This window comes from Pseudomonas sp. GW821-FHT02A08 (assembly GCF_059422045.1).
This window is the reverse complement of the sequence record NZ_JBWKWD010000061.1, coordinates 1-18,174: the sequence shown is the minus strand read 5'-3', so window position 1 is coordinate 18,174 and position 18,174 is coordinate 1. Positions and strand designations below refer to the sequence as shown.

Below are 18,174 nucleotides of genomic sequence, written 5' to 3'. Positions count from 1 at the left end.
GGCTTGCTCGCGAAAGCGGTGTGTCAGTCGACATCAATGTTGAATGTCAGACCGCTTTCGCGAGCAAGCCCGCTCCCACAGGGGATCTGCGTTTAGTCAGTCGTCAGAACGCCGGCTTCACGCTGGTGCCGAAGTAGCTCTGGGACAGCTCGTCATAGTCCTTGCTCGCCAGCAACTCCTGGATGGCCTTGTCGAGTTTCGCCTTGAGTTCGGTGTCGTCCTTGCGCAGGCCGGCGCCTACGCCTTTGCCGAAGATCGGGTCATAGGGCACGGTGCCGAGGTAGGCCAGGTCCTTGGCATCCGGGGTCTTGACGAACGAAGCCATGGCGGTGCCGTCGGCCATCATCAGGTCGATGCGCCCGGCAATCAGGTCGGCGTTGGCCGAGTCCTGGGTGTCGTAGTACTTAACGTCGGCGATTTTTTCGTAGTAGGTCTTCAGGTAGCTGGCGCTCACGGTCGAGTTCTGCACGCCGATGATCTTGCCCTTGAGGTCATCCGGGTACTTCTTCACCGATGCTTCTTTCGGGCCGACGACGGCAATCGCCGAGTCGTAGTAGGCCTTGCTGAAGGCGATCTGTTTTTCCCGTTCTTCGGTCACCGACATCGAGGAAAAGATCACGTCGATCTTCTTGGCCAGCAGCGATGGAATGATGCCGTCCCACGCCACTTCCTTGATCTCGCAATCGGCTTTCATTTCGCTGCACAGCTTGTGGATCAGGTCGACTTCGAAGCCTTTCCACTCACCGTTGGCTTGTTTTTCGGTGTACGGCGGATAGGGTTCCGCTGCCACCGCGAACCTGATCGGTTGCGCTTGGGCGGCACTCATGCCGACCAGCATTACGCAGGCCGCACCGGTCAACCAGTTTGCAAAACGTCGATTTCCCATGTTGTTTTCCCGTCTTTTTATGATGAGTTAGCGAGTCTGATGAGCGTTGACGAATTGCCGGCAACGCTCGCTGCGTGGGTGTACGAACACTTCGTCCGGCGAACCGGTTTCCTCGATCAGCCCTTGATGCAAAAAGGCGACTTTGGAAGAGACATCGCGTGCGAAAGCCATCTCATGGGTCACCAGGATCATGGTCCGGCCTTCTTCGGCGAGGGAGCGGATCACCCGCAGCACTTCCCCGACCAGTTCCGGGTCGAGTGCCGAGGTGGGTTCATCGAACAGCATGACCTTGGGCCGCATGGCCAGGGCCCGGGCGATGGCCACCCGTTGTTGCTGTCCCCCGGAGAGAAACGCCGGGTACTCGTTGCGCTTGGCCGCAAGGCCTACGCGTTCGAGCAGGGCTTCGGCCCGTTCGGTGGCCTCCGCACGGCTTTCACGCAGGACCTGGGTCGGCGCTTCGATGAGGTTTTCCAGCACCGTGCGATGGGGCCAGAGGTTGAAGTTCTGGAACACCATGCCCAGGCTGGAACGAATACGCACCAGCTGCTTGGCGTCCGACACCAGCGGAGCGCCGGGACGATTCTGGTTAAGGTGAATGCTTTCGCCATCGACCAGGATGCGCCCCTGGTCCGGCACTTCGAGCATGTTGATGCAGCGCAGCAAGGTACTCTTGCCCGAGCCGCTGGCACCGATCAGGGAGATCACCTCGCCCTCGCGGGCGGTCAGGGAAACGCCCTTGAGCACTTCGATATTGCCGAAGCGTTTGTGCAGGCCATCGACCTCGATCATGGTCCTGGCGGCGACCGGTTCGACGGTCGCGGTGCTGGTCACCGTGCCGATCACCGGCCTCGGCGCTTCACCGTTGAGCACCTGGACAAAGCCGCGAATGCGCTGGCAGGCCTGGGCCAGTCGCTCATCGCTGAGGGTGAACGAAAGCCGTACAAAACCCTGGGCCGGCTCACCGAATGCCGCCGCATCCAGCACCGAGACACCGGCTTCGCGCAGCAGGCGCCAGGCGAACTCCAGCGAGGTCAGGCCGGTGCCGCGCACGTCCACCAGCACGAACATGCCGGCATCGGGGTTGAGCACGCTGATGCCCGGGCAATCGGCCAGGCCGGACACCACCAGATCGCGGCGCCGACGGTAGACCTCGCGCATGCCGTGGGTGACTTCGTCGTGGGACTGCACGGCCTTGAGCGCCGCTTCCATGACAAACCCGGGCAAGCCGTACAGCATGCTCAGCACCAGGGTTTCGACATGATTGACCAGGGCTTCATTGGCCACGACCCAGCCGATGCGCCAGCCGGTCATGGCATGGGATTTGGACAGGCTGCCGATCACCACGCAACGCTCGGCCATGCCCGGCAACGCCGCCAGGCTCAGGTGTTCACGCTCGTAGGCGAGGCTCTCGTAGACCTCGTCCACCACCACCCACAGGTCATGGGCGATGGCGAGTTCGGCGATGGCTTGCAGCTCTTCGCGGCCCAGCACCACGCCGGTGGGGTTGTTCGGGTTGGAGAAGAAAATCGCCCGGGTGCGCGGGGTAATGGCCTTGGCCAACACGGCGGCATCGAGGCGGAAACCCTCGTCCGCCGCGCAAGGCACCCGCACCAGCGTGGCGCCGGACGCCTTGAGCGTCGCTTCGTAAGTAACGTACATCGGATCGAAGGCAATCACTTCGTCGCCGGCACCGAGCAGGCACATCGAGGTGGCGAACAAGGCGTTCTGTGCACCGGCCGTGAGAATGACGTTGGACGCCTGCAGTTCGCGGTCGATCAGTTGGCTGTAGCGGCCGGCGATGGCCTCGCGCAGGGCCTGGCGGCCGGCGATTTCGGTGTAGTGGGTATCCCCTTCGCGCAAGGCGTGGATGGCGGCATTGGTAATGAAATCGGGGGTGGGGAAATCCGGGTCGCCGACACTGAGGATGATCACGTCCTCGCCTTTGCGCTGCGCCGCGTTGGCCGCGTAGTGAATATCCCAGGCGGCAACGCCTTGGCCACTGATCCGTTCAACAAAGGGTGAAAACCGCATGCCAGTGCCTCGTTCGAATTGAAGAAACGCAAGCCCGCAACCAGCCGGGGGAAGGTGGCCCCAACATAGTCCAGACTGAACACTCGTTCAACAGAAAACTCGCGAGGCTTCGCGTTCAGCGTAAACAGGTCGTTTTCACGACAGTCGCGCCGTTTTTCAGCACGGTGCAATCAAGCGACGTGAAACGATTTTGCTGACCGCGCCAATCGCCAGGGCGATGCAGATCAGCCCCGCCGCAACCGCAAACGTCAACCGCATCCCCTGTGCGATGGCCTCAGGTTGTGCCAGCAAAATATCTTGGCTGGCCGAGCCGAATGCGAACACTGCGCCCATTACCGAGGCGCCCGTGATCAGCCCGAGATTGCGCGACAACCCGAGCAACCCGGAAACCACACCACGCTGCTGCAACTCAACATCTGCCATCACAGCGGTATTGTTCGCCGCCTGGAACAGCGCATAGCCGGCCGTGAGGACCACCAGCGGCGCGAGGTAGCCGACTACGCCGACGCTCATCGGCACGACGGGAAGGATGCAAGCGCCGGTCAGCATGGCAATCAGCCCGACCGTGCTCGAACGCTGCACGCCCAATTGGTCGACCAGGCGTCCGGAGGGCACGCCGGCCAATGCCGCCACCAGCGGCCCGGCCGACATTACCAGCCCGACACTCGCCGCGCTCAAACCCAGTGCGCCCGACAGATAGAACGGCCCGACTACCAGGGTGACCATGACCACCGTGGTCACCAGGGTGCTCATGGCGAACCCCGCGCTCAGCAGCGGATTGCGCAACATCGTCAGTTTGACCAGTGGCGACGAGGCGGTCTGCTCGACGAGCACGAACATAATCAGCCCGATCACCGTGGCCAGCATCAACGCCGTATTGAGCGGACCGAAGCTACCGCGCCCAAGGGTCATGGCCAGCGCGTAAGCCAACAGGGTCAGGACCAATACCAGAGCGCCAAGCGTGTCGAAATCGGGTCGGGTGGGCGTCATCTCGTGGCGATCCTGCGGCAAAAAGCGCCAGGCCAGTCCGATCGCCAGGACACCCAGGGGCAGGTTCAGCAGAAAAATCCCCTGCCAGCCCACCTGGGCAATCAACACGCCGCCAAGCGTCGGCCCCAGCGAGGTGCCAATCGCCGACATCGTGCCGAGCACGCCCATCGCGCTGCCCATTTTTTCCTTGGGCACCGCCCCGCTCACCAGTGCCATGGTCAGCGCCATCATGGTCGCCGCACCGACGCCCTGTAAGGCCCGGGCGGCAATCAGCAACCACAGATTGGGCGCCAGGGCGCACAGGAGCGAGGCGACGGTGAACAGCGCAATGCCGATCAGCAGCAATCGCCGCCGCCCCAGGAGGTCACCGAGCCGGCCGACGCTGACGATCAGCGCGGTGATGCTCAGCAAGTAGGCGAGCACCACCCACTGCACGGCCTGGAACGACGCTGAAAACGCCTCGGCCAGTGTCGGTAAACCCACGTTGGCAATGCTCGTGCCCAGGGATGACAGCAGCATGGACAGCGACAGGCTGGCCAGCGCGCCCCGAATCGATATGGACTTCATTTTCTCGCGACTCCGCAAACAGGTTGTCTGGAGCGTAAGCCCGCACCTAATATGGCGGAAGACGCAGCATTTGCACTGAATACATGCACCAGACGCCACCTACCCACAAACCAGTGTGGGAGCGGGCTTGCTCGCGAAAGCGGTGTGTCAGCCAACGTTAATGTTGAGGCTGATGGCCCCTTCGCGAGCAAGCCCGCTCCCACAGGTATTTCCGATGCCAGACCTGAATCTGCTGATCACCCTGAACGTGTTACTGGAGGAAGGCAGCGTGGCCCGCGCCGCGCAGCGTTTGCGCCTGAGCCCGTCCGCCATGAGCCGGGCGCTGGCGCGGTTGCGCGAAACCACGGGCGATCCGCTGCTGGTGCGGGCTGGGCGCGGACTGGTTCCCACCCCCCGGGCGCTGGAGCTGCGTGAACGGGTCGGCGCGCTGGTGCAGGACGCCGAAGCCGTCCTGCGCCCCGCCGAGGCACTGGACCTCGATCAACTGGTGCGCACCTTCACCCTGCGCACCAGCGATGGCTTCGTGGAAAATTTCGGACCGCCACTGATCGCCCGCATCCACCAGGAGGCACCCGGTGTCCGCCTGAATTTCGTGCAGAAGCTGAACAAGGACAGCACCTTGCTGCGCGAAGGCGCGGTGGATCTGGAAACCGGTGTGATCGGCGAATCCACCAGCCCGGAGGTGCGGACCCGGATGCTGTTTCGCGACCGGTTCATTGGCGTCGTGCGCAAGGGCCATCCACTGGCTCGAGGCGAGATGACAGCGGTTCGTTATGCCGCCGCCCGGCACATCCTGGTCTCGCGCCGGGGCCACGAAAAAGGCGTCATGGACGACGCCTTGAATGAGCTGGGACTGAAGCGCGACATCGCCACCATTGTCGCCGGTTTCTCTTCGGCGATTGCCCTGGCGCGGGCTTCAGACCTGGTCGCCAGCGTGCCGCAGCGGCACGTCGGCAACCTGTGCCGGGGGATGCATTGCTTTGCCCTGCCCTTCCCCACGCCGACGATCACGGTGTCGATGCTGTGGCACCCGCGCATGGATGCCGACCCGGCCCATCGCTGGCTGCGCGGCTGTGTGTGGGAGGTTTGCAGTCAATAAACCCCGGGGCGCGCATTCAAGCGATTTGTATCGAAGTGTATTTCCCCCGACCACCTTACACAGCGATACAAATCCGCCAGGTTCAGGACATATGTGCAGTACATGGAAATGAAAAAGTGGGGCGCATCGGAAAGCGCAGGTTTTCCGAGCATTCCAGCGACCCACTGACAGGAAAAACCACCATGATCAATGCAATCGATACCGTGCTGTACACCGGCAAGACCCACACCACCGGCGGCCGCGACGGTCAGGCGCGCAGCACCGATGGACGCCTGGACATCAAGCTTTCGCCTCCCGGAGGTTCGGGCGCCGGCACCAATCCTGAGCAACTGCTGGCGGCGGGTTGGTCGGCCTGTTTCATCGGGGCGATGGGCAAGGCGTGCGTCGCGCTGAAAGTGGCCTTGCCGAGCGATGTTGCGGTGGATGCCGAAATCGATCTGGGCAAGTCCGAAAACGCTTTCTTCCTTCAAGCCCGTCTGAATGTCAGCCTGCCGGGCCTGGACCCGGCCATCGCACGCAGCGTGGTGGAACTGGCGCATCAGACTTGCCCGTACTCCAAGGCGACCCGCGGCAACATCGACGTCGAGATCAATCTGGTTTGACCGACGCGGAAAAGCCTGGCCTGACGTCTCAATACCGGTCAGGCCAGGCTTTCTGAACACCGCAATCGTTGTTGTTGTTGTAGGAGCGAGCTTGCTCGCGATGGACGTTAACGATAACGCGTGTTTCCTGGTTAAACACAGCGCTCTCAAGACCATCGCGAGCAAGCTCGCTCCTACAGTTCACTCCTTCAGGATCAGCAGCGGCTGGCCTTTCCTGGCGATATAGGTTGCCAGTTCCGACGCCTTGTCCTGGCCCACGTTTTTCGCCACATGGGCGACGCCTTCGGGGATGTACAACGAATCACCGGCCTTGAGCGTCACCGGTGCCCGCCCTTCCAGCTGATATTCGAAGGTGCCGCTGATCACGTGCGCCACTTCTACGCCAGGGTGAGCATGCCTGGGCGAAACCACGCCTGGATCGAAATCCACGAGCACCTGAGTGACTTCGCGATCGGCAGCGCCCAGGTCTTCGCGTACCAGGTCGGTGCGATGCAGGCCCTGCTGCCAGCTTTTCATCGCCGGGGCCGCCTGTGTTTCCTGGGCTTGAGAGAGACTCGCGAAGGCAGCGAGCCCTGCAGCGGTCAGAACCAGACCCAGCTTGCCGATGGTGTGACGGGTGTTGATACGCAACATTGCCTTTCCTCCAGTTGAACCCTGGCCAGCCGCGCCGAAAATGACACGGTGCCGGTGGTTGCATTTGAAGGCCGCCGTGTATCGCCCGGGTGTCTGGAAACACCGGTTTTGTATGCCCGGGTAACGGCGGGCGTTGCGGATACCTGCGGATACAAACCCGCCGCTAGGCCTTGAACGCTTCGCGCCGGGCACTACGTTCGGCGACATAGGCGGCACTCGGTTCACTAATCAGGTCTGCGCGGCGCAACGGCTGCCCGCAATGGGCGCACAGCGGACCGAGCCCGGCGGGTTCGCCGCAACTGCGGTGGGTATAGACCACCGCCAGGCCCTCCTCGGGTGACTTGCACCAGGTTTCGCCCCAGGCCCGCAACGCCAGGACCACCGAGTAGAACCCGTCGCCTTTTTCCGTGAGGTGATATTCGTAGCGTTTTGGCCGTTCGCTGTAAGCGCGGCGCTCTACGAGCCCGTCGGCCTCCATGCTCTTCAAGCGCGCCGCGACCATTTGCGGCGTACCGCCGGTCTGCGCCTGGATGTCATCAAAGCGGTGGCTGCCCATGAACAACTCACGCAGGACCAGTACCGTCCAGCGGTCGCCCACAACGGCTTCGGCCCGGGAAATCGGGCACAGGGTTTCAGAAACAGTTGTTTTCACCGACATGCGGTATTGCCTCTTTCCTAGTTACTATGATTATCATATCAACGTAAATTCCAAGCAACTACACTTCACCATCCACGGATTCTTTTGCGGAGAACCACCATGCCCAGCGCCACCTACCCTCTTGACCGGACGGCCTACCTGCTGGTCGACCCCTACAACGACTTTCTGTCGGAAGGCGGAAAGATCTACCCCTTGATCGAGCCCATTGCCAAGGGCGTCGGCCTGCTCGACAACCTGCGTACGCTTGATCGCACCGTTCGCGGGCTCGACATTCCGGTGGTCATCGTACCGCACCACCGCTGGGAAAAAGGCGACTACGAAAACTGGGATCACCCAAGCCCCACCCAGTGCAAGATCATGCACATGCATCACTTCGCACGGGGCGAATGGGGCGGTGAATGGCACTCCGATTTCGCGCCGAAGGACGGCGACATCGTCGTGCAGGAACATTGGGGCTCCAGCGGTTTTGCCAATACCGACCTCGATTTCCGCCTCAAGCAAAAGGGTATCACCCATGTGATCATCGTCGGCCTGCTGGCCAATACCTGCATCGAGGCAACCGCCCGTTACGCTCAGGAACTCGGCTATCACGTCACCCTGGTACGGGATGCGACCGCCGCCTTCAAGCCGGAAATGATGCATTCGGCTCACGAGCTGAACGGCCCGACCTTCGCTCACGCCATCCTGACCACCGATGAACTGGTTGCCGCGCTGGCACAGGCAGGTGCGTGATGCAGTTGACCGGCAACCTGCTGATCGGCGCCCGTGAAGTTGGCGCCAGCGAAGGCACCCTGAAGGCGCTCAATCCCGCGACCAACCAGCCGATTGAACCGGCGTTCGCGCTGGGTAGCGTGGCCGATGTCGACCGGGCGGCGATCCTGGCCGATCAAGCATTCGATGTGTACAGCCATACCTCGCTCGCCGTGCGTGCGGCGTTTCTCGAACGCATTGCCGACAATCTCGATAGCGTTCGCCAAGCGCTGGCCGCACGGGCCGCCCTCGAAACCGGCCTGCCACAAGCGCAGCTGGAAGGCGAGGCAATCAAAGCGGCCACCCAGTTCCGCCAGTTCGCCGATGTGGTGCGCACGGGCCGCTTCCTGCAACTGGCCATTGACCCTGCACAACCGGAGCGCCAGCCGCGCCCGCGCATGGACCATCGCCTGCAAAAAGTCGCCATCGGCCCGGTGGCGATCTTCGGCGCGAGCAACTTCCCCATCGCCTACTCGGTGGCCGGCGGCGATACCGCGTCGGCGCTGGCGGCGGGTTCGACCGTCATTCTCAAGGCGCACAACGCGCATCCCGGCGCCTCGGAAATCCAGGCCCGTGCCATCCGCCAAGCGGTGCAAGACAGCGGATTGCCCGAAGGCGTGTTCTCCATGGTGCGTGGCTCCGGCAACGCCATCGGCGAAGCGCTGGTCGATCATCCGCTGATCAAGGCCGTGACCTTCACCGGTTCCGAACAAGGCGGCATGGCGCTGTATCGGCGTGCACAGTTGCGTCCCGAGCCGATTCCGGTCTTCGCCGAAATGACCAGCGTCAACCCGACATTCATCCTGCCCCGGGCTCTCGCCGAACGCGGTGCGCAGATCGGCGATGGCTTTGTCGAGCGCATGCTGGTCAACGTCGGGCAAGCCTGCCTGAAGCCGGCGATCCTGCTGGCTGTCGAAGGCGCAGGGTTTGCAGCACTGCGCCACGCCATGAGCCAATGCGTGAGCGCAGCACCGGCGCGCACGATGCTGACACCGGGCATCCATGGGGCCTATCTGAACGGGCTGCGCACCCTGGAAAACGCCGGCGCCCGCCTCGTCGCCGTGGGCTCGACCGCCACCGCTGAAGTCGATGGTCGTTCGGCGCTGTTCGAAGTCGATGGCGAACATTTTCTCGCCGAGCCGGCGCTTTCCCAGGAGGTATTCGGCCCGTCCGCGCTGCTGGTGAAGGTCCGGGATGAAGCAGAGCTGTTGCGGGTAGCGCGCGCCTTCAAGGGGCAACTCAGCGCGACCCTGCACCTTGAACAGGACGACCTGCCACTGGCCCGTCGCCTGCTGCCAACCCTGGAGCGACGCACCGGGCGCATCGTGGTCAATGCCTTCGCCCATCCGCAGGAAGTGTGTTTCGCCACCGTGCATGGCGGGCCGTTTCCGGCCACCTCGGACAGTCGCTTTACTTCGGTGGGCATGACCGCCATCGAGCGCTTCCTGCGCCCGGTGGCTTACCAGGGATTTCCGGATGCCTTGTTGCCGGAGGTTTTGCGCGAGGGCAATCCCTTGGGGTTGCCGCGTCTTGTCGACGGTCATTGAACGAAAATGCATCTCCGGCCACCGCTGACTGCAGGAGCGAGACGGCTCCTACATTGGTGTTGTAGGGGCAAAACACAGTTCTTTTGCCCACTGAAAATCCCTGTGGGAGCGGGCTTGCCCGCGAAGGCGTCGGCACAGCCAACATCATCGGTGGCTGAACTACCGCTTTCGCGGGCAAGCCCGCTCCCACAGTAGATTCGGTAGTCCACAAATACTGCGTACACCCACTAACCCTGTAGGAGCAAGCTCAGTTGTTTTTCGCGAGCCGGGTGTCGCCGCTGTCCCATCCGCCCCCCAGGGATTTGTAGATTGCCACAATGGCCCGGTACTGGTCGGTTTCACCCAGTGCCTGGGCATCTTCGGCGTTCAGGCGCTCGCGTTGTGCGTCGAGTAACACCAGGTAGTCCACCACCCCTTCCTTGTATTGCGTTGCCGCCAGATCGGCCGCGGCACGGCTCGACTCGCTTTGCCGGATCAGCGACAGCAGGCGTTCCTGGCGTTTGCCGTAGTCGCTGAAGGCGTTTTCCGACTCTTCCAGAGCGAGCAGCACCTGTTGCTCATAGGTTGCCAACGCACCCTCGGCCTCGGCATTTGCGCCGCGAATGCGCGCCCGCACACTGCCCAGGTCAAACGCAGCCCAGGTGATGCTCGGACCCAGGCTCCAGGCGCGGGCGGCACTGGAACCGATTTGCGAACCACGCCCCGCGATGAACCCCAGGAATCCGCTCAGGCTCACCCGTGGAAACAGGTCGGCGGTGGCCACGCCGACATCCGCCGTTGAAGCCGCCAGACGGCGCTCTGCCGCGCGCACATCCGGGCGCCGCTGCAACAGCTCGCCGGGATCACCAACCGGCAACGCCTTGGCGATGGCCGGCAAGTCCTTCGGACTCAAGTCGATGCCCAGCGTGTCCGGGCGTTCACCCAGCAGCGTGGCGATGCGGTTTTTGTGATGCACCTGCTCCGCCTGCAGTTGCGGCACGCTCGCCTCGACGGCCGCCAGGCGGGCATCGGCACGCACCACGTCAAGTTCATTGCCCACGCCCGCGTCACGCAGGCTCACCGTGACGCTGCGCGATTCGCTCTGGTTCTTGAGGTTGGCCAGGGCGATTTTTTCCCGCAGTTGCGCACCCCGCAGTTGACCATAGGCATCCACCAGCTCGGCGATCATGCTCACCCGCAGTTGGTACAGGTCCGCCGCCGTGGCGTCTTCCCGGGCATCGCTGGACTCCAGCTCGCGCTGGATGCGCCCGAACAGATCGATCTCCCAGGCCATGTCCAGGCCCAGGTCGTAGCGATCGGTGTTGACCCTACTCTCGGTCAGACCCGGCACCTGCGACTTGCCCTGCTGGCTGCTGACCCGGCTGGTGACCACCGGCAGGTTGTCGTTGCTGATGTCATCGCGGATGGCCCGGGCGGCTTTCCAGCGGGCGAAGGCCACGCGCAGATCGCGGTTGCCATTGAGCGCTTTGCCGACCAGCTGATTCAGCGTGGGGTCGTCGAATTGCTGCCACCACACCGTTTCAAAACGCGTTTGATCGTAGTGGGCTCCTTGTGCCGAGACGACATGGGCAGGTGCCGTGTCGGGGGTCTTGTAATCCGGTCCGACGGTGCAGGCGGCCAACGCGGTGACCAGCAGGCTCGGTAAAAACAGCTTGAAAGCGTTCATCAGTGTGCCTCCGGATCAATGACCTTGAGCGAGTGAGCGCGGGCCGCCTGGCGCGCGGCTTTACGTTCGATGTAGCGACGGATAAGGACGTAGAACACCGGTGTCAGCAACAGACCGAAGAAGGTCACGCCGAGCATCCCGGAGAACACGGCGACCCCCATGGCCCGACGCATCTCGGAACCGGCGCCGGTGGACGTCACCAGCGGGATGACGCCCATGATGAACGCGAACGACGTCATCAGAATCGGGCGCAGACGCTGCCGGCAGGCTTCGAGAACAGCGTCCAGCGGCGACAGGCCCTGGTCCTGTTTGTCCTTGGCGAACTCGACGATCAGGATCGCGTTCTTGCACGCCAGCCCCACCAGCACGATCAGGCCGATCTGGGTGAAGATGTTGTTGTCGCCCTTGGAGATGATCACCCCGGCAATCGCCGACAGCAGGGTCATCGGCACGATCAGGATCACCGCCAGCGGCAGGCTCCAGCTTTCATACAGGGCCGCCAACACCAGGAACGCCAGCAGGACGCAGAGCGGGAACACCAGCAACGCGGTGTTGCCGGAGAGGATCTGTTGGTAGGTCAGGTCGGTCCACTCGTAGGTCATGCCGTTGGGCAGTTCTTGCTTCAACAGCTTTTCTATCGCCGCCTGCGCCTGGCCGGAGCTGTAGCCCGGGGCGGCGCTGCCGTTGATTTCTGCGGTGACGAAACCGTTGTAGTGCGAGACCCGGTCCGGCCCCGACGTCGGGCTGACCTTGACGAAGGTGGCCAGTGGAATCATCTCTCCACGGTCGTTGCGCACCTTCAACTGGCCGATCTGCTCCGGTTCCTGACGGAACTGCTGCTCGGCCTGGACATTGACCTGATAGGTACGGCCAAAACGGTTGAAGTCGTTGGCGTACAGCGACCCCAGGTACACCTGCAGCGTGTCGAAAATGTCGTTGATCGCCACGCCGTGGGTCTTGGCTTTTTCGCGATCGATGGCGGCCTCGACCTGCGGCACGTTCACCGTGTAGCTGGTAAACAGGTTGGCCAGTTCCGGCACGCTGCGGCTCTTGCCGATGATGTTCATGGTCTCCTTGTACAGCTCGTCGTACCCCAGGTTGCCGCGGTCTTCGATCTGCAGGCGGAAGCCACCAATGGTGCCCAGGCCTTGAACCGGCGGCGGCGGAAACACCGCGATGTAGGCGTCTTGAATGCCACCGAACTTGGCGTTCAGCGAAGCGGAAATCGCTCCGGCGGACAGGCTCGGACTTTTGCGTTCATCGAAAGCGCTCAAGCCGATGAACGCAATGCCTGCATTCGGGCTGTTGGTGAAACCGTTGATCGACAAGCCCGGGAAGGCCACGGCGCTGTCGAAGCCCGGTTCGTTCATGGCGATGGTACTCATGCGCCGGATCACCGACTCGGTGCGATCGAGGCTGGCCGCATCCGGCAGTTGCGCGAAGGTCACCAGGTACTTTTTGTCCTGGGTCGGCACGAACCCGGTCGGCGTGGTGCTGAAGCCCATGTAGGTCATGGCGATCAGGCCGGCATAGACCAGCAACGCCACGCTGCTGCCACGGATGACCTTGGACACGGTCCCGACATAACCATTGCCGGCCTTCTCGAACAGCCGGTTGAAGGGCTTGAACAGCCAGCCACCGAACAGGCGATCCAGAATCCTCGAAAAGCGGTCCTTCGGTGCGCTGTGGGACTTGAGCAGAACCGCCGCCAATGCCGGCGACAAGGTCAGCGAGTTGAACGCAGAGATCACCGTGGAGATTGCGATCGTCAGGGCGAACTGTTTGTAGAACTGTCCCGTCAGGCCGGAAATGAACGCCGCCGGGACGAACACCGCGCACAGCACCAATGCTGTGGCGATGATCGGGCCGGTCACCTCGCCCATGGCTTTTTGGGTCGCTTCGACCGGATCGAGCCCCGTCTCGATATTGCGCTCGACGTTCTCCACCACGACGATCGCATCGTCGACCACGATACCGATGGCCAATACCAGGCCGAACAGCGACAAGGCGTTGAGCGAAAAACCGAACAGGTGCATCACGGCAAAGGTACCGATCAACGACACCGGTACGGCGACCAGTGGAATGATCGAAGCGCGCCAGGTTTGCAGGAACAGGATCACCACCAGCACCACGAGGATCAGCGCTTCGAACAACGTGTGAACCACCGCCTCGATCGAGCTGCGCACGAAGATGGTCGGGTCGTAGACGATCTCGTAGTCCATGCCTTGCGGGAAGCTCTTTTTCAGCTCGGCCATCTTCGCCCGCACCTGGTCGGAGACGTCGATGGCATTGGAACCCGGGCGCTGGAAGATTGGCATCGCCACCGCTTCCTGGTTGTTGAGCAAGGCGCGCAAAGCGTACTGGTTGGAGCCGAGTTCAATCCGCGCAATGTCCTTGAGGCGTGTGATTTCGCCGTCCGGACCACTGCGGACGATCACGTTCTCGAACTCTTCTTCGGTGACCAGGCGGCCCTGGGAGTTGATCGACATCTGGAAGCTGGTGGCGTTGGGTGCAGGCGGTGAACCCAGTTGGCCGGCCGCCACCTGACGGTTCTGTTCACGCACCGCATTGACCACGTCGGTAGCAGTCAGGTTGCGTGACGCGGTCTTGTTCGGGTCGAGCCAGATACGCAGCGAGTAGTCGCCGATACCGAACATCTTCACGTCACCGATTCCGTTCAGGCGCGACAGCTCATCCTTGACGTTGAGGATCGCGTAGTTGGACAGGTACAGCATGTCGTAGCGCTTGTCCGGCGAGGTCAGGTGCACCACCATCGTCAGCTCGGGCGACGCCTTGTCCACGGTGATACCGATGCGCGTCACTTCCTCGGGAAGCTTCGGCTCGGTGCGGGTCACGCGGTTCTGCACCTGTACCTGGGCGTTGTCCAGATCGGTGCCCAGGGCGAAGGTCACGGTGAGCGTGAGTCGACCATCGGCCGTCGACTGCGAGGACATGTACAGCATGTTCTCCACGCCGGTGATGGCTTGCTCCAGGGGCGCGGCCACGGTTTCACCGATGACCTTGGGGTTGGCCCCCGGATAGTTGGCGTGAACGACAACGGTGGGTGGCACCACTTCCGGGTACTCGCTGATCGGCAACTGGAACAGCGCGATGGCGCCGGCGATCAGGATCAGCAGCGAGAGCACGGCGGCGAAGATCGGCCGCGTGATAAAAAACCGGGAGAACTTCATGGCAGTGTTCCTTTATCCGCGAGGCGAAACGGTTGCATCGGTTTTCACCAGTGCCGGTGACGGCGCGACGGGCTGATTACCCGCCTCGACGGCCTGCCGCTGACGGGCCAGGTTGGCGACGGTTTGCGCGTCGGCCATCGGCGCGTCCTGAGGCGTGACCACTGCGCCGGGACGGACCCGTTGCAGACCGTTGATGACGATCCGGTCTTCCTTCTGCAAACCGCTGCGCACGATGCGCAAGCCTTCGAGCTTCGGCCCAAGGTCGACGCTGCGGTACACGGCCTTGTTGTCCTGGTCGATCACCAGCACGAACCTTTTGCCCAGGTCGGTGCCCACCGCTTCGTCCTTGATCAGCAGGCCGGCATAGGCCGCGCTGCCCACCAGTTTCAACCGGGCATACAACCCCGGGGTGTATTGACCGTCGGCGTTGTCGAACACCGCGCGGCCACGAATGGTGCCGGTCTTGGGGTTGACCTGGTTGTCGACGAAGTTCATCTGCCCCAGGTGGCTATTGCCCTCCTCGTTCGACAAGCCCATGTACACCGGTGTCGACTGGCTGCGCTGGCCTTGACGGGAGAGCTGACCGTATTTGAGGAACAGGCGCTCGTCGGCGTCGAAATAGGCGTAGACCTTGTCGGTGGAGACCACGCTGGTCAGCGCCGAGGTGTCGGCGGTGACGATGTTGCCGGCGGTGATTTCAGCACGGCTGACCCGGCCGGTAATCGGTGCGGTGACGCGGGTGAAGCTCAGGTTCAGGCGTGCCAGATCGAGTTGCGCCTGAACCGCATCGACGGCGGCGCGAGCTTCCTGGGCGGTGGTGTTGCGCGTGTCGGCCAATTCCGCCGAGATCGCATTGCTGCTCAGCAGGCGCTGGCCCCGCTGCGCTTCATTGCCAGTTCGAACCAGCGTGGCGCGAGCCTGTTGCAATTGCGCCTCTAAACGATGCACTTCATGTTCGAACGGCCGTGGATCGATCTGGAACAGCAAATCCCCTTTCTTTACCGACTCGCCATCAGTGAAGGCGACACGATCAATCTGCCCCGACACCCGCGGGCGAACCACGACGGTTTCCGGTGCTTCCAGGCGGGCGGTGACTTCATCCCATTCGGTGATGGGTTGCTCGAGCACTTTGGCGACCGTGACAGGCGGCGCACCCGCAGCCTTGGCGGCATCGGGTGCGTGGCCGCAAGCAGTGAGGGTCGCCAACGCCAATGCAGCAAGGGGGTAACGCAAAGGTTTGAGTGACTGTTGCATGGTTAGTGTCCGCCTGAGGGTTTAGAGGTTGAAAAATTCTCGCCCCCACTGGGGGCAGCGACGAATTGAATGGAGTGAACTTGGCTATCATCATTAATGATGACCATCATGTTTAAGGGCAAAAAAACGAATGATCCGATCAAGCCTCTGAATCAACAGGGTTTTTATTGGAAGCCGTCAGACTGACGACAGCGCAGATACAGTCCAGTGCGGGCCCAAGGGTTTGCGCCACCTGCAAGGCTCGGGTGGTCGGTTCCATTTTGTGGCCAATGCGTTTAAACAGAGGGTCGTTGAACAGCGTACGCAATCGACTCAATGCGCCGCTGACCGCCGGTTGGCCCAGGGAAAGTCTTTGCGCGGCCCGAGTGACGTTGCGTTCCTGAAAGAGCGCCTCGAAAATCACCAGCAGATTGAGGTCGATACGACGCAGATCATGACGTTTCATGGGGCGGCACCCTGTGAGGTGTTCTGACTCGAGCCACGGGCTCGTCGGCCTGCAAAGCCATTGCCGCAAATTTATATTATGATCATCATCAATACCAGCCCTTCAGCAAAAAATTGCCAGGGCGCTCATCGGATGACAGGAACCCACTCATGAAAGTGACGAAAGACCAGGCAGCGGCCAACAAGGAAGCGATCCTCGGCGCAGCCTCGAAGATGTACCGGGAAAAAGGCATCGATGGCATTGGTATCGGCGAACTGTCCCGCTCGGTGGGCCTGACCCATGGCGGCTTTTACGGACAGTTCCCCGGCGGCAAGGAGCAGTTGGCGTCAGAGGCGGTCAGCCGCACGTTCGAAACCAACATCGAAGACTGGCGAGCAGCCAAATCCATCCCCGAGTTGCTCAAGGGTTACCTGACCCAAAGCCACTTGAACAACTGGACCGAAGGCTGCCCGATCCCTGCCCTGGGAGCCGATGTCGCGCGCAATGGCGGTGCCATCAGCCACTCGTTCACCCAAGGCGTGCAAACCCTGATCGAAACGCTGATGCCATTGGTCGACGGCGAAACCGATGATGAAAAACACCAGGAGGCCTTGCGTATCCTTGCATCGATCACCGGGGCGATACTGATCGCCAGGGCATTGGACAACCCTCGATTGTCGGAGCAGTTCCTGCAATCGGTGATCAATGCCTGGCCTGCCAGCGCAGAAAAAACAGCAGAAGACACGGACATTAAATGCTGACCGCGAGCAACGTGCAGATGAAGTGACCGAGCCCCGATCTCACTCAGGTCGCGGCAATGTCAGGTTTTTTTTGATGACACCAGATCGAAACTCGCTGTGTCACGACACCTCATAAAATTCCAGAAAAGGTGTCGCGGTCGTTTCACGAGCAGAGCTTGGCCGAGCTGGCCCGCGATCCCGGAGCCCTAACGAGCGATACTCGGTGATTGTTTTGTCCAGAGAATGCTTATCGCATCTGTTTCAAGCGTCAGGTTGTTACCGACCCTGAGCCAGAACAGTATGTCGTTAGGCGTTGATACACTGAAAAAGATCCAGTGCCCCGCCCCATCGGCCTTTTCCTCTACGTCTGCAACGTACAACGCGACCTCGCTTTCGCTAAGTTCCAGGGCATCGGAGATTTCCCGCTGTGTCGGCTTTCTTACGCTACTCATAGCGAAATCCATTTCTTGAACAAGGTGCTGAAAGCATAGCTGAACACCAAATCCTGGAATCTCCACCTATCGCTTCCGGTCACGGAGGGCGGCGCCTGCGATCACGACCCTACGTGCGCAAGCTCTTCGTCAATGATTCGCTCTGCATTCTTCGCTGCGGTTGTCGCGAACTCGTAACAGACCCGGAAGTCCTGCTCCGTTACCGATGCAGATCCCTGCAAGTTCTCCAGGCAGCGCGTTAATGCATGCTTTATCAAGCCATCATTTAGAGCATTGCGGGCCGCCTCTTCACCTTCAACCGCTCGAATGGCAGCTTCGATTTCTTCGATCTGCTCAATCTTCGCCGCCAGCGCGACCTTGGCGAACTCATCTCGCTCGATGATTTTGGTCCAAGAGTGATCAACTATCAGCGTTTTCATTAGTAGCCCCTCTCTTGCGGACTCATGCCTGGTCATCAACCAATAGCCCACAAACTCGAATCACGCCAGCCGGTGAAGTTCAGTGGAGGCTGAGGTTGCGAATGAGCAGCACAGCGTCAGCTCTCGTCTCAACCTTTATGGCCCGGTGCTCGTCACCTACCTTGTACGAGTCATCAGTGACGCTGTCGGTTAAGCAATTTCAGCCGCGACACCCTTTGTAGCAGCTGCCGAGCCCGCGAGGCTGCGTTCGGCTGCGAAGCAGTCG

The 18,174-nt window shown here is 61.7% G+C and carries 16 protein-coding genes; 5 read left to right on the top strand and 11 right to left on the bottom strand.

The annotated features are described in order from the left end of the window. Positions 1-103: 103 nt before the first annotated feature. The 3 genes from AC07W4_RS26895 to AC07W4_RS26885 form a co-directional block, all read right to left on the bottom strand. Positions 104-886, bottom strand: a complete 783-nt coding sequence (locus tag AC07W4_RS26895; RefSeq protein ID WP_495034609.1) for a transporter substrate-binding domain-containing protein — start codon at positions 884-886, stop codon at positions 104-106. Between the two features lie 27 nt (positions 887-913). Further along, entirely contained in the window at positions 914-2,917 is a 2,004-nt protein-coding gene (locus tag AC07W4_RS26890; protein WP_495034608.1) for an aminotransferase class I/II-fold pyridoxal phosphate-dependent enzyme, read from the bottom strand. A gap of 156 nt (positions 2,918-3,073) precedes the next feature. After that, positions 3,074-4,492, bottom strand: a complete 1,419-nt coding sequence (locus AC07W4_RS26885) for an MFS transporter (RefSeq protein WP_495034607.1) — start codon at positions 4,490-4,492, stop codon at positions 3,074-3,076. Between the two features lie 196 nt (positions 4,493-4,688). Here AC07W4_RS26885 and AC07W4_RS26880 point away from each other — a divergent pair, with 196 nt between their 5' ends. Together AC07W4_RS26880 and AC07W4_RS26875 are read left to right on the top strand one after the other, a co-directional pair. Next, entirely contained in the window at positions 4,689-5,573 is an 885-nt protein-coding gene (locus tag AC07W4_RS26880; protein ID WP_495034606.1) for a LysR family transcriptional regulator, read from the top strand. A 182-nt stretch (positions 5,574-5,755) separates the two neighbouring features. Continuing rightward, the gene (locus AC07W4_RS26875; RefSeq protein WP_007977775.1) at positions 5,756-6,175 is read left to right on the top strand and encodes an organic hydroperoxide resistance protein; all 420 of its coding nucleotides are present in this window, start codon (positions 5,756-5,758) and stop codon (positions 6,173-6,175) included. A 180-nt stretch (positions 6,176-6,355) separates the two neighbouring features. Here AC07W4_RS26875 and AC07W4_RS26870 read toward each other — a convergent pair whose 3' ends face one another. Together AC07W4_RS26870 and AC07W4_RS26865 are read right to left on the bottom strand one after the other, a co-directional pair. Next, the gene (locus AC07W4_RS26870; RefSeq protein ID WP_495034605.1) at positions 6,356-6,808 is read right to left on the bottom strand and encodes a cupin domain-containing protein; all 453 of its coding nucleotides are present in this window, start codon (positions 6,806-6,808) and stop codon (positions 6,356-6,358) included. A 163-nt stretch (positions 6,809-6,971) separates the two neighbouring features. Then, entirely contained in the window at positions 6,972-7,466 is a 495-nt protein-coding gene (locus tag AC07W4_RS26865; protein ID WP_495034604.1) for a winged helix-turn-helix transcriptional regulator, read from the bottom strand. Positions 7,467-7,565: 99 nt separating this feature from the next. Between AC07W4_RS26865 and AC07W4_RS26860 the strand changes: the two genes are divergently transcribed. Continuing rightward, entirely contained in the window at positions 7,566-8,198 is a 633-nt protein-coding gene (locus AC07W4_RS26860; RefSeq protein ID WP_495034603.1) for a cysteine hydrolase family protein, read from the top strand. After that, entirely contained in the window at positions 8,198-9,763 is a 1,566-nt protein-coding gene (locus AC07W4_RS26855) for an aldehyde dehydrogenase (NADP(+)) (protein WP_495034610.1), read from the top strand. The genes AC07W4_RS26860 and AC07W4_RS26855 overlap by 1 nt, the downstream gene beginning before the upstream one ends. 247 nt (positions 9,764-10,010) lie before the next feature. Here the strand turns inward: AC07W4_RS26855 and AC07W4_RS26850 are convergent, their stop codons facing one another. From AC07W4_RS26850 to AC07W4_RS26835, 4 genes are all read right to left on the bottom strand, one after another. Next, complete coding sequence (locus AC07W4_RS26850) at positions 10,011-11,429, bottom strand: efflux transporter outer membrane subunit (RefSeq protein ID WP_495034602.1); 1,419 nt, start codon at positions 11,427-11,429, stop codon at positions 10,011-10,013. After that, positions 11,429-14,620, bottom strand: coding sequence for an efflux RND transporter permease subunit (locus tag AC07W4_RS26845; RefSeq protein WP_495034601.1), 3,192 nt, complete (start codon positions 14,618-14,620; stop codon positions 11,429-11,431). The genes AC07W4_RS26850 and AC07W4_RS26845 overlap by 1 nt, the downstream gene beginning before the upstream one ends. Before the next feature lie 12 nt (positions 14,621-14,632). After that, entirely contained in the window at positions 14,633-15,874 is a 1,242-nt protein-coding gene (gene mexE, locus AC07W4_RS26840) for a multidrug efflux RND transporter periplasmic adaptor subunit MexE (protein WP_495034600.1), read from the bottom strand. Between the two features lie 139 nt (positions 15,875-16,013). Next, positions 16,014-16,319 carry a LysR family transcriptional regulator gene (locus AC07W4_RS26835; RefSeq protein ID WP_008053109.1) on the bottom strand — a complete coding sequence of 102 codons (306 nt, stop codon included), beginning with the start codon at positions 16,317-16,319 and terminating at the stop codon, positions 16,014-16,016. Positions 16,320-16,468: 149 nt separating this feature from the next. On the opposite strand from AC07W4_RS26835, the gene AC07W4_RS26830 reads away from it, so the two are divergent. Further along, positions 16,469-17,059 (top strand): TetR/AcrR family transcriptional regulator, encoded by a 591-nt coding sequence (locus AC07W4_RS26830; protein WP_495034599.1) that lies wholly within the window; start codon positions 16,469-16,471, stop codon positions 17,057-17,059. Between the two features lie 185 nt (positions 17,060-17,244). Here the strand turns inward: AC07W4_RS26830 and AC07W4_RS26825 are convergent, their stop codons facing one another. Together AC07W4_RS26825 and AC07W4_RS26820 are read right to left on the bottom strand one after the other, a co-directional pair. Next, positions 17,245-17,556, bottom strand: a complete 312-nt coding sequence (locus AC07W4_RS26825) for a hypothetical protein (RefSeq protein WP_495034598.1) — start codon at positions 17,554-17,556, stop codon at positions 17,245-17,247. A gap of 35 nt (positions 17,557-17,591) precedes the next feature. Beyond that, entirely contained in the window at positions 17,592-17,909 is a 318-nt protein-coding gene (locus tag AC07W4_RS26820; protein ID WP_008053113.1) for a hypothetical protein, read from the bottom strand. Positions 17,910-18,174 lie beyond the last annotated feature (265 nt).